The 13,377-nt window shown below is 71.8% G+C and carries 14 protein-coding genes; 6 read left to right on the plus strand and 8 right to left on the minus strand.

All coding sequences use genetic code 11. The annotated features are described in order from the left end of the window. Nucleotides 1–42: 42 nt before the first annotated feature. A complete protein-coding gene (locus ABZX67_RS14110; protein WP_355358950.1) occupies nucleotides 43–1,197 on the plus strand; it encodes a cystathionine gamma-synthase in 1,155 nt (384 codons plus the stop codon). Nucleotides 1,198–1,272: 75 nt separating this feature from the next. On the opposite strand, the gene ABZX67_RS14115 is transcribed toward ABZX67_RS14110, so the two are convergent. The 3 genes from ABZX67_RS14115 to ABZX67_RS14125 are packed head-to-tail and all read right to left on the minus strand — an operon-like array spanning nucleotide 1,273 to nucleotide 2,552. Further along, nucleotides 1,273–1,479, minus strand: a complete 207-nt coding sequence (locus tag ABZX67_RS14115; RefSeq protein WP_355358953.1) for a hypothetical protein — start codon at nucleotides 1,477–1,479, stop codon at nucleotides 1,273–1,275. 7 nt (nucleotides 1,480–1,486) lie between these two features. Next, nucleotides 1,487–1,972, minus strand: coding sequence for a sigma factor-like helix-turn-helix DNA-binding protein (locus ABZX67_RS14120; protein WP_355358956.1), 486 nt, complete (start codon nucleotides 1,970–1,972; stop codon nucleotides 1,487–1,489). A gap of 31 nt (nucleotides 1,973–2,003) precedes the next feature. Beyond that, nucleotides 2,004–2,552, minus strand: a complete 549-nt coding sequence (locus tag ABZX67_RS14125; RefSeq protein WP_355358959.1) for a MarR family transcriptional regulator — start codon at nucleotides 2,550–2,552, stop codon at nucleotides 2,004–2,006. Between the two features lie 180 nt (nucleotides 2,553–2,732). Between ABZX67_RS14125 and ilvA the strand changes: the two genes are divergently transcribed. From ilvA to ABZX67_RS14140, 3 genes are all read left to right on the plus strand, one after another. Next, nucleotides 2,733–3,962, plus strand: a complete 1,230-nt coding sequence (ilvA, locus tag ABZX67_RS14130) for a threonine ammonia-lyase (protein WP_355358962.1) — start codon at nucleotides 2,733–2,735, stop codon at nucleotides 3,960–3,962. A gap of 213 nt (nucleotides 3,963–4,175) precedes the next feature. Further along, nucleotides 4,176–5,159: an ATP-binding cassette domain-containing protein gene (locus ABZX67_RS14135; protein WP_355358964.1), complete on the plus strand. Its 984-nt coding sequence runs from the start codon at nucleotides 4,176–4,178 to the stop codon at nucleotides 5,157–5,159. 50 nt (nucleotides 5,160–5,209) lie between these two features. Continuing rightward, a complete protein-coding gene (locus ABZX67_RS14140; RefSeq protein ID WP_355359276.1) occupies nucleotides 5,210–6,013 on the plus strand; it encodes an ABC transporter permease in 804 nt (267 codons plus the stop codon). Nucleotides 6,014–6,101: 88 nt separating this feature from the next. Here ABZX67_RS14140 and greA read toward each other — a convergent pair whose 3' ends face one another. After that, nucleotides 6,102–6,599, minus strand: coding sequence for a transcription elongation factor GreA (greA, locus tag ABZX67_RS14145; protein ID WP_355358966.1), 498 nt, complete (start codon nucleotides 6,597–6,599; stop codon nucleotides 6,102–6,104). 182 nt (nucleotides 6,600–6,781) lie between these two features. Next, the gene (locus tag ABZX67_RS14150) at nucleotides 6,782–7,183 is read right to left on the minus strand and encodes a DUF4307 domain-containing protein (protein ID WP_355358968.1); all 402 of its coding nucleotides are present in this window, start codon (nucleotides 7,181–7,183) and stop codon (nucleotides 6,782–6,784) included. Nucleotides 7,184–7,281: 98 nt separating this feature from the next. On the opposite strand from ABZX67_RS14150, the gene mca reads away from it, so the two are divergent. After that, the gene (gene mca, locus ABZX67_RS14155; RefSeq protein ID WP_355358970.1) at nucleotides 7,282–8,163 is read left to right on the plus strand and encodes a mycothiol conjugate amidase Mca; all 882 of its coding nucleotides are present in this window, start codon (nucleotides 7,282–7,284) and stop codon (nucleotides 8,161–8,163) included. Between the two features lies 1 nt (nucleotide 8,164). Next, nucleotides 8,165–8,404 (plus strand): hypothetical protein, encoded by a 240-nt coding sequence (locus ABZX67_RS14160; RefSeq protein WP_355358972.1) that lies wholly within the window; start codon nucleotides 8,165–8,167, stop codon nucleotides 8,402–8,404. A gap of 62 nt (nucleotides 8,405–8,466) precedes the next feature. On the opposite strand, the gene ABZX67_RS14165 is transcribed toward ABZX67_RS14160, so the two are convergent. From ABZX67_RS14165 to ABZX67_RS14175, 3 genes are read right to left on the minus strand one after another with little or no spacing between them, the layout of a single operon-like run. Beyond that, a complete protein-coding gene (locus ABZX67_RS14165) occupies nucleotides 8,467–9,441 on the minus strand; it encodes a hypothetical protein (protein ID WP_355358975.1) in 975 nt (324 codons plus the stop codon). Then, on the minus strand, nucleotides 9,438–10,775 hold the full coding sequence (locus ABZX67_RS14170) for a CHAT domain-containing protein (RefSeq protein WP_355358978.1): 1,338 nt from the start codon (nucleotides 10,773–10,775) through the stop codon (nucleotides 9,438–9,440). The genes ABZX67_RS14165 and ABZX67_RS14170 overlap by 4 nt, the downstream gene beginning before the upstream one ends. A gap of 4 nt (nucleotides 10,776–10,779) precedes the next feature. Further along, the gene (locus ABZX67_RS14175; protein WP_355358981.1) at nucleotides 10,780–13,371 is read right to left on the minus strand and encodes an ATP-binding protein; all 2,592 of its coding nucleotides are present in this window, start codon (nucleotides 13,369–13,371) and stop codon (nucleotides 10,780–10,782) included. Nucleotides 13,372–13,377: the final 6 nt, after the last annotated feature.

Raw genomic sequence — 13,377 nt, forward strand, 5'->3', positions numbered from 1 at the left:
GTGGCCTCCGCTCCACCGCGGGCCCGACTACGCTCGGGGTGCATGAGCGACGAGCACACGCACCAGAGCTTCGAGACCCGCGCCATCCACGCGGGCAACACCGCCGACCCGCTGACCGGCGCGGTCGTCCCGCCCATCTACCAGGTCTCCACCTACAAGCAGGACGGTGTGGGCGGCCTGCGCGGCGGCTACGAGTACAGCCGCAGCGCCAACCCCACCCGTACCGCCCTGGAGGAGAACCTCGCGGCCCTGGAGGGCGGCCGCCGCGGCCTGGCCTTCGCCTCCGGTCTCGCGGCCGAGGACTGCCTGCTGCGCGCGCTCCTCGCTCCGGGCGACCACGTGGTCATCCCGAACGACGCGTACGGCGGCACCTTCCGCCTGTTCGCGAAGGTCGTGGCCCGGTGGGGCGTGGAGTGGTCCGTCGCCGACACCTCCGACCCGGCGGCGGTACGGGACGCGATCACCGACCGCACGAAGGCGATCTGGGTCGAGACGCCCTCGAACCCGCTGCTCGGCATCACCGACATCGCCGCCCTCGCGGACGTCGCCCGCACGGCGGGCGTCAAGCTCGTCGTCGACAACACCTTCGCCAGCCCCTACCTCCAGCAGCCGCTGGCGCTCGGCGCCGACGTCGTCGTGCACTCGCTGACCAAGTACATGGGCGGCCACTCCGACGTCGTCGGCGGCGCCCTGGTGACCGCCGACGAGGCGCTCGGCGAGGAGCTGGCGTACCACCAGAACGCCATGGGCGCGGTGGCCGGCCCCTTCGACTCGTGGATCGTGCTGCGCGGCATCAAGACCCTCGCCGTCCGGATGGACCGGCACAGCGCCAACGCCGCCCGCGTCGCCGAGATGCTGACCCGGCACCCGAAGGTGACGCAGGTGCTCTACCCCGGCCTGCCCGAGCACCCCGGCCACGAGGTCGCCGCCAAGCAGATGCGCGACTTCGGCGGCATGATCTCCTTCCGCGTCGCGGGCGGCGAGGCGGCGGCGGTCGAGGTCTGCAACCGCGCGAAGCTGTTCACGCTGGGCGAGTCCCTGGGCGGCGTCGAGTCGCTGATCGAGCACCCGGGCCGCATGACCCACGCGAGCGTGGCCGGTTCGCTGCTGGAGGTCCCGGGGGACCTGGTGCGACTGTCGGTCGGCATCGAGAACGTCGACGACCTCCTGGCCGACCTGCGCCAGGCGCTCGGCTAGATCCGGCCTGACCGGCAGGGCGCCTAGGGCCTCTCGTACGGATCTTGTGGGCCAGCCTGATCCAAACGAAAGACCCTAGGGCTCCACGGCCGACGCCCACACCGCGAACGCGGTCAGCGCGGCGCACAGCAGCAGCCACACCGTGCGCCGCAGCAGGCGAGCGCGGCGCAGCCTGCGGGTGCCGCGCTCGACCGCGCGGGCTGCGAGGTCGGCCGGGACCCGCGGGCGCGGCGGGGCCTGCAGCATCCGCCGGACCTCGGCCTCCTTCGCGGGGTCGATCACGGCGCCGTCACCGCCCGGCCGTCGCGGCGCCGCCGTCGCGACGCCGTGCCCGTGCCCGCATCGCGCGGACCGCACGCGTGCAGAGGGCCCGCACCCGCTCGACCGGCAGGTCCATCAGGGCGGCCGTCCGCTCCTCGCCGATCCCCTCGTACAGGCACAGGACGAGGACGAGCCGCTCCCGAGGGGTCAGCGCGGACAGCAGGCCGTCCCGCGCGCGGGGGGAGCGCCATGCCGTGCGGGCGAACCGCTCCGTCAGCTCCTGGCGGGCGATGTCGTACGGGTCCTCGCCGCGCAGCCGGTCCCAGCGGGCGTACGTGGCGGCCAGCGCGGCGGTTAGGAGTTCCTGGGCGCGCGGGTTGCGGGCGGGCGGCTCGGCGGTCAGCAGCGTGGCGGCGTGCAGCAGCCGGCCGGCCGCGCCCGCGACGAACGCCTCGAACTCGCGGGCGCGGTGGGCCGGTGTTCGCCGTGCCGTCGCCCGCCGCCGCTGTCGCACGTCCTCATATGAGGCCGTGCGCACGGCCGGGTCAAGAGGCCGGGGAGGCTTCCGTCGCGTCCTCTTCCGGGGAGGCCGCCGCCGCGGGCGTCTCCACGGGCGGCAGTCCGGCCTGGCGCGCCGAGAGCGCCGAGTTGAACCGGGTGAGCAGCGTGCAGAACGACTCGCGCTCCTCCTCCGTCCAGCCCTCCGTCACCTGGGCCATCAGCTCGCGCCGCGAGGAGCGGACCTCCTCCAGCCGGGCCTGTCCGCGCGGCGACAGCTGGAGCACGACCGCCCGGCCGTCCTCCGGGTGCGAGGTGCGCTTGACCAGGCCGGTGTCCACCAGCGGCGCCACCTGGCGGGTGACGGTGGACGAGTCGATGCCCATCCCGGCCGCCAGCGCCTTCACGCCCATGGGGCCCTCCCGGTCGAGCCGGTTGAGCAGCAGGTACGCGGCCCGGTCCATCGAGTTGCGGAGCTGGCCGGTGCCGCCGAGGCGGGTCTGCTCCGCCCGCCGGGCGAAGACGGCCACCTCGTGCTGGAGGGCATCGAGGAGGCCTTGGTGAAGATCAGTCGTCATGTCCTGGGACGTGGGCATGGCTGCGGCTCTCTCGTGCGGTGGTGGTGGTTGGTGGGGGACAGAGTACGCGGACCCGCGCGAGTCCGTACCAGTGCTGCACAAACGTGATGAGCGGCGGTGCGGCGGCGGCGCGGCAGGGCGTCAGCGCCGGGGTGAGCGGTGATGTGAGCCGTGGTGTGAGCTGCGAGACTGGCGGTCATGAGCTTCCGTACGCCACACCCCTCACACCCGCTCATCCTGGACGACATCCGCGGGGCGCAGAAGATGCTGTCGGGCGTGGCCCGGATGACCCCCCTGGAGGGCAGCCGGCACCTGTCGCAGCTGGTGGGGGCCCCGGTACACCTGAAGTGCGAGAACCTCCAGCGGACGGGCTCGTTCAAGCTGCGCGGGGCGTACGTGCGGATCGCCGGGCTGCGCCCGGAGGAGCGGGCGGCCGGGGTGGTCGCCGCGTCGGCCGGGAACCACGCGCAGGGCGTCGCCCTCGCCTCCTCCCTGCTGGGCGTGCGCTCCACGGTCTTCATGCCGGTCGGCGCTCCGCTGCCGAAGGTGGCGGCGACCCGGGAGTACGGCGCCGACGTCAGGCTGCACGGCCACGTGGTCGACGAGACGCTGGCCGCCGCGCAGGAGTACGCGCGGGCGACGGGCGCGGTCTTCATCCACCCCTTCGACCACCACGACATCATCGCCGGGCAGGGCACGGTCGGGCTGGAGATCCTGGAGCAGTGCCCGGAGGTGCGCACGATCCTCGTGGGCGTCGGCGGCGGCGGCCTGGTCGCGGGCATCGCGACGGCGGTCAAGGCGCTGCGCCCGGACGTGAAGGTGATCGGGGTGCAGGCGCAGGCGGCGGCCGCGTATCCGCCCTCCCTGCGGGCCGGCCGCCCGGTCGCCGTGGACACCGCGCCGACGATGGCCGACGGCATCAAAGTGGGGCGCCCCGGCGACGTGCCGTTCGCGATCGTGGACGACCTCGTCGACGACGTCCGTACGGTCTCGGAGGACGCCCTGTCGTCGGCGCTGCTGCTGTGCCTGGAGCGGGCGAAGATGGTCGTGGAGCCGGCCGGGGCGAGCCCGGTGGCGGCATTGCTGAGCGCGCCGGAGACCTTCCAGGGGCCGGTGGTCGCGGTGCTGTCGGGCGGGAACGTCGATCCGCTGGTGCTCCAGCGGATCCTGCGGCACGGCATGGCGGCGGCCGGGCGCTACCTGAGCCTGCGGCTGCGGCTGACGGACCGGCCGGGGGCGCTCGCGACGATGCTCGGGGTGCTGTCGGTGGTGGACGCGAACGTCCTCGACGTGGGCCACGTACGCACCGATCCCCGCCTCGGGCTCACGGAGGTGGAGGTGGAGCTGCACCTGGAGACCAAGGGGCCGGAGCACTGCGAGGAGGTGCGGGCGGCGCTGCGGGACGCGGGGTACGTGGTCATGGAGTGAGGGGCGGGGGCGCGCGGGTGCGCGGGGCGCCGTATATCGCGATACCCATCGCGAGTGCGGCCGGCAAAAAGGGTTGAGCAAACGCGATGTATCGCGTTACGGTGAGCGGGTTGTCATGTTCGCCGAGCGCGACCACCTCGGCGTCCCTACGCTCGGGTAGTACGTCTTGGTACGCCCGACCCACCACTCGCACCTGCCAACGGGAGAACCCACATGCCAGGCGCTATTCATGCCGAGGGTCTCGTGAAGACCTTCGGCGACGTAAGGGCTCTGGACGGCGTGGACCTGGACGTCCCCGAGGGGACGGTCCTGGGGCTTCTCGGCCCCAACGGCGCCGGCAAGACCACCACCGTGCGCGTGCTCACCACGCTCCTGAGGCCCGACAGCGGCAGGGCAGTCGTCGCGGGCATCGACGTGCTCAAGCACCCCAACGAAGTCCGCCGCTCCATCGGTCTCTCCGGGCAGTTCGCGGCCGTCGACGAGTACCTCACCGGCCGCGAGAACCTCCAGATGGTCGGGCAGCTGTACCAGATGTCCGCCAAGGCGGCGAAGATACGCGCCGGTGAGCTGCTGGACCGGTTCAACCTCGCCGACGCCGCCGACCGCCCAGCGAAGACGTACTCCGGGGGCATGCGCCGCCGCCTCGACCTCGCCGCCGCCCTCGTCGTCTCCCCGCCCGTGATGTTCATGGACGAGCCGACGACCGGCCTCGACCCGCGCAACCGCCAGCAGCTGTGGGAGGTCATCAAGGAGCTCGTCGCCGGCGGCACGACCCTGCTGCTCACCACGCAGTACCTGGAGGAGGCCGACCACCTGGCCCACGACATCTGCGTCGTCGACCACGGCAAGGTCATCGCGCGCGGCACCTCCGACCAGCTCAAGGCGCGCACCGGCGGCGAGCGCGTCGAGGTCGTCGTCCACGGGCACGACGAGATCGCCCCGGCCCGCGAGGTGCTGCGGGGCTTCGGCAAGGGCGAGGTCGCCGTCGAGGAGCACACCCGCAAGCTGACGGTGCCGGTCACCGGCGGCGCCAAGCTGCTCGCCGAGGTCATCCGCGAGCTGGACACGCACGGTGTCGAGATCGACGACATCGGCCTGCGCCGCCCCACCCTCGACGACGTGTTCATCTCGCTGACCGGCCACGCCGCCGAGCGCGGGGACGACGACACCGAGGCCGCGAAGGAGGCCGTGAAGTGAGCACCCTCTCCGACGCCCCGAAGGTCCCGGCGCCCCGCCCGCGCGGTGGGATGGCCCAGTCGGTCGGCGACTCGCTGGTGGTCGCCAAGCGGAATCTGATCCGGATGTCCCGGATTCCCGAGATGGTCATCTTCGGGCTGATCCAGCCGATCATGTTCGTGGTGCTGTTCACGTACGTGTTCGGCGGCTCGATCGAGGTGGGCAGCACCATCTCGCCGGGGGCGTACCGCGAGTTCCTGATGGCCGGCATCTTCGCCCAGACCGTCACGTTCGCCACCGCGGGCGCCGGCGCGGGCATCGCCGACGACATGCACAAGGGCCTCATCGACCGGTTCCGGTCCCTGCCGATGGCCCGCGGGGCGGTCCTCACGGGCCGGACGCTCGCCGACCTCGTCCAGACCACGTTCACGCTGGTCGTCCTGGCGGTCGTCGCCCTCATCGTGGGCTGGCGGGTCCACGAGAACATCGGCAAGGTGCTGCTCGGCTTCGGCCTGCTGCTCCTGCTCGGGTACGCGTTCTCCTGGATCGGCGCCCTCATCGGCCTCTCGGTGCGTACCCCGGAGGCGGCCACGTCCGGCGGTCTGATCTGGCTGTTCCCGCTGACGTTCATCTCGAACGCCTTCGTCGACGCCAACAAGCTGCCGACGTTCCTGCGCCACATCGCCGAGTGGAACCCGTTCAGCGCCACGGTGCAGGCGTGCCGGGAGCTCTTCGGCAACCTGCCGCCGGGCTTCACGGTCTCGGACGCCTGGCCCATGCAGCACCCGGTCCTCGCCTCGGTGCTGTGGTCGCTGCTGATCCTGGCCGTCTTCCGGACCCTGGCGGTGCGCAAGTACCGGTCGGCCGCCGCCTGAGGGCGGGGCGTGCGAAAACGGGGGGCGTACGAAAAGGGGCCGGGCCGCGTCTCGCGCGGCCCGGCCCCTCGTGTCGATGAGCGTGGGCTCAGCCCTGGTACGGCTTGGCGTCGAGGATCTTGACGGACGCCTTCTTGCCGTTCGGGAGCTCGTACTGGGCGTCCTCGCCCACCTTCTTGCCGTTGACGCCCGTGCCGAGCGGCGACTGCGGCGAGTAGGTCTCGACGTCGGAGCTCGCGTACTCGCGGGAGGCGAGGAGGAAGGTCAGGGTGTCGTCCTCGTCGCCGTCGAACGCGATGGTGACCACCATGCCGGGCGCGACGACACCGCTCTCCGTGGGAGCCTCGCCGACCTTCGCGTGCTCCAGCAGCTGGGTCAGCTGGCGTACGCGCAGCTCCTGCTTGCCCTGCTCCTCCTTGGCCGCGTGGTACCCGCCGTTCTCGCGCAGGTCGCCCTCCTCGCGCGCAGCCGCGATCTTCGCGGCGATCTCGGTTCGCGCGGGACCAGACAGGTACTCCAGCTCGGCCTTGAGCTGGTTGTACGCCTCCTGGGTGAGCCAGGTGACGTTCTCGCTGGTCTGGGTCACAGGTGCTCCTCGTCGGTACTGGGATACAAAGCAACGCCCTACCCAGAAGCATTCTGCCTTCCTGGATGGGCGAAACCACGAGCCTAACAATTTCGTGGGGAAAGGGGGAGGACGAACGTCACTTATTTTGCGTCGTCGCAGGTCAGCGCAGAATCGGACAGGGCCGTTCCAGTTACTTCAGGCTACTCCGAGGTGCAGCCGAGCAACTGGGCGCTGGTCGCCTCCGCCGTCGTACGCACCGTGACGATCTCGTCGAGCCGCGTCGCGGCCCCGTCGAAGCGGACCTCCTTGCGGCCCACCTCGCCGCCGTCCTCGGCGAGGGCCCGCAGGGTGCAGTAGCCCCGGGCGTCCCGCTCCTTGCGGACCTCCAAATGGACCGCGACCCGGTCCTCCGAGGAGAGGTCGAACTTGATCACCTCGGCGCTGATCTTCTGGCCGGCGACGTAGTCGTACCCGAACCAGCCGACCATGGCGAGCAGCGCGGCGCCCAGCACGGCGCCGAGGACCTTGAGCCCGCGGTCGGCGCGCTCGTCCGCCGAGCGGCCGTAACGGCCTTCGGGGAGCCCTTCCCGCACCGCGCTCATGATCGGTCCTCTCGTACGCCGGACGACGGAATTTTCCGTGCGCCGATTCCGTCACTATAGAAGCCGCCCCACGCCGACTATTCACCGAGGATCGAGTCTTGACCGAGCAGCTGCGACTGATGGCCGTTCACGCCCACCCCGACGACGAGTCGAGCAAGGGCGCGGCCACGATGGCCAAGTATGTGTCCGAGGGGGTGGACGTGCTGGTCGTCACGTGCACCGGTGGCGAGCGCGGCTCCATCCTCAACCCGAAGCTCCAGGGCGACACGTACATCGAGGAGAACATCCACGAGGTGCGCCGCAAGGAGATGGACGAGGCGCGCGAGATCCTCGGCGTCCGGCAGGAGTGGCTCGGCTTCGTCGACTCCGGCCTGCCCGAGGGCGACCCGCTGCCGCCGCTGCCGCAGGGCTGCTTCGCCCTGGAGGACGTCGACAAGGCGGCCGGCCGTCTGGTGAAGTCCATCCGCGCCTTCCGGCCGCAGGTCATCACGACGTACGACGAGAACGGCGGCTACCCGCACCCCGACCACATCATGACCCACAAGATCACGATGGTGGCCTTCGAGGGCGCGGCCGACGCCGAGAAGTACCCGGAGCAGGAGTTCGGCCCCGTCTGGCAGCCGCTGAAGGTCTACTACAACCAGGGCTTCAACCGGCCGCGCACGGTCGCGCTCCACGAGGCGCTCCTCGCCCGTGGTCTGGAGTCGCCGTACGGCGAGTGGCTGGAGCGCTGGAAGGAGTTCCAGCGCGCCGAGCGGACGCTGACCACGTACGTTCCGTGCGCCGACTTCTTCGAGACCCGCGACAAGGCGCTGATCGCCCACGCCACGCAGATCGACCCGGACGGCGGCTGGTTCCGCGTCCCGATGGAGATCCAGAAGGAGGTCTGGCCCACCGAGGACTACGAGCTCGCCAAGTCGCTGGTCGACACCTCCCTCCCCGAGGACGACCTCTTCGCGGGCATCCGGGACAATGCCTGACATGAGCGCACACCAGGCACTGACCCAGCTCGTCCCGATCGCCGCCCAGGAATTCGACAAGAACAAGGTCACCCCGGGCGTCCTCGGCTTCATCGTCTTCGCCGTCATGGCCGTGGCCGTGTGGATGCTGATGAAGTCGATGAACCGCCACATGGGCAAGGTCGACTTCGAGGAAGCCCCGGAGCCGGAGGCGGCGGCGCCGAAGGCGAAGGCGGCCAAGGGCGCGGCGGCGGGCAACTAGCGGCGGGCAACTAGCGGCGGGCAACTGGCGGCGGGGCAGGAGGACCGTCGGCGGCCGCCGGCTCAGCGCGCGTGCTCGGCGAGCGACAGCAGCAGGTGCGCGGACTCGGGGCGCAGGTGGTCGGAGTGGGCGCCCGCCGGGCCGTGGCCGTTCACGAACACGGACCCCGCGTCGACGCTGACGAACCAGTGGTCGAGGTCCCTCTTCGCGTACGGCTGGTCCGGCGGCAGCATCCGCACCTGGGACACCGGCTCGGGTGCGGTGCCGATGCCCTGGTTGCCGATGCCGCGCCGCTTCTCGGCGATGCGGTGCCACAGGCCGGTCGCCCAGTCGCGCTCCGCGTACGTCGCGACGACCGGGCCGCGCAGCGGCGCGGCGGCCAGCGCGGTGAAGGTGGTGGCGAAGGCGTCGCGGGGCGCGGCCATCTGGAACAGCAGCATGCCGTCCACGGTGAACGGCCGGTCCGGCGGTCCGGTACGGGACCAGCCGAGGGTGGCCCCGGGCGCGCCCTCCGCCGCCCACTGCACCGCCTCGCAGAGGAACCGGCAGCCGAAGGAGTGGCCCACCAGGTGGAGGTACTGCCCGTCCCGGTTCGCCAGGACGGGGGCCGCCGTCGGATCGGCGCGGTGCGCGTCCACGTATCCCAGCAGGTGCCCGATGACGCGGGCCGCGTGGGCGCCGTCCGCCGTGCTCATGGCATGGGCCCGGTCGCGCGTGGTGCGGTAGCCCGCCCGGGACGGCCAGCGGACCAGCACCGTCCACGGGGCGAAGGCGGCTGCCAGCCGCGGGTAGGAGGCGGGGCGTTCCGCCAGCCGCTCCGCGACGAGGGCACCCAGCCGCCGGGCGGCGTCGAGGGCCGACGCCGGCTTCGTACGCCAGCCGTGGACGTACACGAAGATGTCCGTGGCCCAGGCGGGCGGGGTGAGCTCGGCCGCGAAGTGGTCGTCGAGCCGGTCGGCGGGTACGGGCCGGCCGCCGTCGAGCAGCCATCCGGTCTCGTCGAGGTCGACGACACGGAGTGTGTTGTCGGGTGTCATACGGCGACCTCCTGGTCCTGACCCGCCGCGGAGATGTGGGCGCGCTCCAGACGCGCGTCCATGCCGCAGTGGAGCGCGTACGCGAACCCGAGGGGGTTGCGGAACTCGTCGGCGAACCGGCGGGCGAGCGCGTGGACGATCTCGCCGGCCGTCTCGCCGCCACCGAGATAGCGGGGCAGGAAGGCGAGCGCGTACTCGGCGGCGAAGGGCTGCGGCATCGCGATCTGCGGCCCGAGTACGCCGCGTGCCCCGTGCTCGATCAGCGCCCGGCCGAGGAACGCCCGGTCGACGTCCCCCTCGGGCACCCCGGCGTGGCAGGCGTTGAGCAGCACGAACGGCTGGAACGGGGTGCCGTCCCCGAAACTCCTGCGCCGCTCCCGAACCAGCTGGGCGTCGATGGTGGAGGAGTCACTGAGCCTGACGGCGAGGTAGGGCGCCTCGGCGCCGTTCGGCAGGAACGAGCCGTGGCACCAGAAATACATCAGCTGGTCGGAGAGGTCCGGGTCCGACAGCGCGGCCACCAGCTCGCGGCGCGTCGTGCGCTCGACGAACGTCGTCCCGCGGGCGAGGAGCGACGCCACCTCCGCCGCCCGTGTGGCGGCCCTCCGGTCGATGCCGGTGTCGTGGTTGAGGCTCACCACCGGCAGGTGGGGAGGCTCGGGGCGGTGGCCCAGCCACGGATACGAACCGCCGGTCTGCTCGATCTGGTGGCGGTAGCCGAGGAACCGGTCGAACAGCCCCGGTAAGCCGTCGCGCCGGTCCTCGTCGCGCTGGTCTTCCAAGTCGGACGGCAGCAGACTGAGCATCGGCCACGGAATGAACAGGTCCGAGTCGAAGCGGATCCGCAGCCCGTCGTCCGCCAGCGTGTGGACGAGGAACTCGCGGAACAGCTCGACCTGACGGCCGGTTCCGCCGAGCAGCGTGTGGTGGAGCAGATCGCTTCCGGCGCAGGCCAGCTCTTCGACCGCCGCGTGGAGCTCGTCCTCCGGCTCCCCGCTCAGGTCCGTCAGCACGGCGTACGGCAGCTCGGGGCGGCCGGGCGCCGGTCTCCCGTCGCCGGTGCCGGGCCGGAAGCCGACGAAGAGCTCCTGCCAGAGCCGCGCCAGCCGCGCGGCGGCCGCCCGTACCTCCCCGGGCTTCGCGGCCAGGTCGGCCTTGTGCTCGGTGCCCTTCAGCGCGGGCACACCCCGCCCGTAGAGCCGGGCCCTGATGCGGTCCTCGCCGCAGAGGTCGAAGCCGACGATGACGTCGGGGCCCTGGACCACCAGGTCCTGGACACGGGTGAAGTGGCGGCTCGGGTTCTGGACGATGCGGACGGGGAGCTCGGTGGCCACGCGCTCACAACCCCCGTACGTGTGCGGGGTCCGAGGCCGTCGGGGTAGGTCCGGACGCCGAGTCGGCGATGTCGATCTCGGTCTCCACCTGCTGGAGCACCGTCCCCGTGGACTCGTGCGCGATGGTGAAACGGATCCGGTGGATGCCCGGGCGATGAGGGGTGAACCGGAACTCCGCCCCGTCGGACTCCTGGTCGGAGGGGCGCACCAGGCCCGTGGCCGGTTCGATGTCCCCACGGGTGAGAGGTGTGGCGACGGCGGTGAGCCAGGGCACGCCCCCGCGGCCGGCCGACCCCCACGGATGCAGGTCACCGGGGACGACCCGCAGCAGGATCGCCGTGCCGGTGGGGCCGTCGAGCAGCGTGAGCCGGACGTGGCAGTCGGTGGGGAGACCGGTCCCGGAGGCCGGGTGGTCGCTCGTGGTGATGGTGTCGCGGGCGCGGCGGGGCAGGAGGTAGGGGGTGCGGCTGGGCTCGTCGTGCCAGAGGCGCCAGTCGCCGATCAGGTTCTCGATGTGGTGGCGGGAGGGAACCCTCCGTGCCGCCAGCTCTCGGAGGAACACCACGGGGTCGTCCCCCTGGCCCGGGGTCAGAGCGGTCTCCGCATAAGCCGTCCAGAGCAGTCCGGCCTCGTCGCCCATGCTGCGAAACAGATGCGCGGCGGCACCGAACCGGCTCGTGGCCCGCACCCGCGCCCTGTCGCCCCCCGGGCCGAGGGTGTCCAGCAGGCCCAGCTCCAGTGCGGTCCACGCGCTGCCGTGCGGACAGCCGATCTCCGTGAACAGTTGCTCAGCCTGGTGCAGGTGCACGCGGGCGGCGCCGTCCGGATCAGTCCAGCGTGCCAGCAGGCCGAGGTGGTGCAGTGTCCACGCCGTCCCGAACTCGTCCGGCAGGCCCCGGAAGATGTCGAGGGCGCGCAGCAGTTCCGTCTGTGCCTGCCCAGAGAAGGGCGCGTCCAGGGCGCGGCCGATGTAGTGGCGGGCCCAGGCTTCACCGCGGGGGTTCTCCGCGGCCTCATAGGCGGCGAGCGCGTCTCGGAACTTCGTGAGGGCTTCGCCCTGCCGCCCGCTGAGCAGCAGGAGCCGTCCCTCCTGGGTGAGCAGCAGGCCACTGTCGCGCTCGGTGGCGCATGCCCGGGCGGCGGTCAACGCTGTCCGGGCCGCGTCGGCCTGACCGAGCAGGAGGTGCAGCCGGGCCTGTTCGATGAGCCAAGGGAACGAGTCGCCGACTCCGTGGACGTGCGCGGCCTGCTCCAGAACGGCCAGTGCCTGGTGGGGAAATCCCTGGTCGATGAGGATGGATCCTTGGACGGTCAACAAGCGGTGCTCGTCGTAGCCGCTCGCACGCCGGGCGGTGTCGAGCGCCTCCAGTGCTCCCTTCAGGTTGCCGGAGTGGTGTTCGAGCACGGCGTATTCGCAGCTCGGTATGGCATTGCGCAGCAACTCCCGAGCCGTACTGGTACAGCCGACCTCGCGGGCGGCGTCGGCACCAACCAGGAAGAGGCTGTTCCGCACGCCCGGAGGGAGATCCTCAGTCCGGCCGGTGAACCACAGGAGCGCCGCCAGCTGGTCGTGCTCGAAAAAGCGGGCGGTAAAAGCGTTCGCCTTCGATGGATGGGCGACGATCCAGTCGAGATATTCATCGCCGAGAGCTCTCCGCCCGGTGGCGGGTGCGGTGGTGATCAGCTTCCGTAGTACCTCCTCGTACCGGCGGATGGCGAGGCCAGTGTTCTGCGGCTCGTCCTGGTCCAGCACATCGATCAGCGCCGAGGAGAGTACGAAGGTTCGCGAGTGCGCCCGCGTCACGAGCCCAGCTGCTGCCAGCCGCTCGAGCAGCCGCTTCGTTCTCCCCGTGTACGTCACCTGCGAGCCGAGGAGGAGGTTGGTCAACGTCTCGACGGAGAAGCTGGTCGCCCCCGCTGCCGTGAGCTGGCGGAGCGCCCCGCGCACGCTCCGGCCGAGCGGTGCGACGGCCTGACGCACCAGCGCCTCGCGCGCCTCAGGCAAGGGCAGCTGCAGTTCCCCGGCGATCCTTACGTACAGCGGCACCCCTCCGGTGCACTGCGCCAACTCCGGTCCCACCTCGGCCGGCAGGCCCGCCAAGCTGAGGCTGTCCGTCGAGCCGAGAGGCTCGACATGATGCGCCAGGACCTGAGGGCCGGCGTTCCAGCCGCCTTCCCGGCACGTCAAGACGGCGGAGAGGCGCGTCCCCTTGAGAGCGGCGAGCAGTTCCCGGCCTGCGGCCGGCGTGGGTACGTCGTCCACCACCACGAGTGCCCGCCGCCCGGCGGGAGGCAGGGCGAACAGCAGTCTCGCGGAGTCAAGTGCTGCCGCACCCGTCAGGTGCAGGATCCCCATGAACACCCGCCGGGAGACGCCCATTTGCCCCAGCAGCCGCACCAGCGTCACTTCCGGGTACCCGGACCAGGACTGGTGGTACACCGGCGCCCCCGTGACCCGCGCCGCCTCGCGGGCGAGGTGGTACGCCAGCGCCGACTTGCCCACGCCCGGCTGCCCGTGCAGGACCACATGGTGTCCGGGCCGGGTCAGCACCTCGCGCAGCCGGGCGGCTTCCTCCGCGCGCCCGACGAAGGGCACCGGATC

It is taken from the genome of Streptomyces sp. NPDC003036 (genome assembly GCF_040611175.1).
Classification (GTDB): Bacteria; Actinomycetota; Actinomycetes; order Streptomycetales; family Streptomycetaceae; genus Streptomyces.